At 72.0% G+C, this 1,437-nt stretch carries 1 protein-coding gene; it reads left to right on the top strand.

What is annotated here, in order from left to right; translation table 11 throughout:
* Positions 1-160: 160 nt before the first annotated feature.
* Positions 161-1,437 (top strand): hypothetical protein (locus AB0I43_RS40700; protein WP_357434277.1); only part of this gene is annotated, 1,277 nt, incomplete at its 3' end.

Genomic DNA, 1,437 nt, shown 5'->3' with positions numbered 1-1,437 from the left:
GCTTCGGCGCGTTCCCGCCGTCGTGTCGGGCGCTGTCCTGGCCGGGTCGCCCTCGGCTGGGCCCACCCCAGCCCGGCACCCCGCGTCTGGAGAAAAGCATCGGCTTCCAGCCCGCCCGGGTGCCGCAGGCACAGCTCTCTTCACAGACAGGAGCTTCACCGTGTCCGACACCCGATCCTTCCTCTCCGCCATCGACGACCTGCACGAGATGTTCACCCTCGACCGCCGCACCGCCGTCGAGTTGTTCCCCGACGCCATGGCCCTGGCCACCGACGAGGACCGCGCCTTCCTCGACGAACTCGTCGAGCTGTTTACGTTGTATCCGCGCGAGTCGGTGCTGCGCTGCTTGGAGGCACGCTGGCGCGAAGCCGACCGTCTCGGTGACAAGGTGGCCAAGGCGCGGTTGCTGGCGCTGGTGCCCGACAGCGATCCCGGCCTCTACCAACGCGATCGCTTCGATACGGTGTTCCTCGCCGAGTCCCGCGCGCGCCGCAACGGCACCACCGTCGAGGACGAGTACGCCAAACTGCACGCCAGCCTGGCTGTCACCGAGATGCCGCGCCAATCGATCCGCAGCTGGCGTAACCCGCGCCCGCGCTACGCGCTCGCGCCGACCCGCCGTATCGACCGTGCCCGGATGCGGCCCGAGCAGATCCGCGCCCGCCTGGCCGCGCGCGGTAACCGCCGCCCCGCCGTGGTCGAGCCGTCCCGGGTGTCGAACTACATCACCGACGCGTTGTTCGTCGACACCCAGGCGCGCGAGGAAGCCAAGGCGCGCGAGCGCGTGGCCGAGCTGATCGAGCGTGGGCTGATCAGCGAGACCAGCGCCCGCAAGGGCTGGATCCCGCGGTATCCGGGCGAGTTGCCGCCGCTGCCCGCCGAACTCGCGCGCCAGCGCTGGGAACACCTCTACTGCGCCTACGTCGCCGACCAGCACAACCACGACCGCGCGCTCGCCGGAGGCGAGGCTCTGCCGACCGAGGACGCCCTTGACTGGGCCGAGGCCCGCACCCAGCTCACCGGGTCGGCCGACCGGCGGCATGAGCAGACACCGTTCGCGGGCAACCCGCTCGAGGACTTCGACGGCGCGACGATCGAGGTCACCGGGTGGCGGTGCGTGTCCTGCTTCATCGAACGCCCCACCGCCGACCGGTCTCGCGTCCACCGCCATAACGGACAGGTGCGCAGCGACGACGGACTCTGCGACTGCTGCCGCGACGCCAACCGCCCCGGGCTGCCACCGCTGGCGGGCCGGATCACCGGCATCACCCTGGCCAGCACCTACTGCTTGTTCTACGCCGAGCACTACCCGGCCGCCACGCGCGCGCTGCTGGCCGAGGCGCGTCGCCGCGCGCCGCGCTGGCTGCGCGGGGTCATCGACGGCTTCCTCGCCGCGCACCCCGACCTGCCCGGCGCGCCCGAACCCGCCGTCGACTC

The sequence above is a fragment of the Nocardia sp. NPDC050435 genome (assembly GCF_040655395.1).
Lineage (GTDB): Bacteria > Actinomycetota > Actinomycetes > Mycobacteriales > Mycobacteriaceae > Nocardia.
The sequence above is the reverse complement of the archived record's forward strand: the minus strand, read 5'-3'. Positions and strand labels throughout refer to the sequence as shown.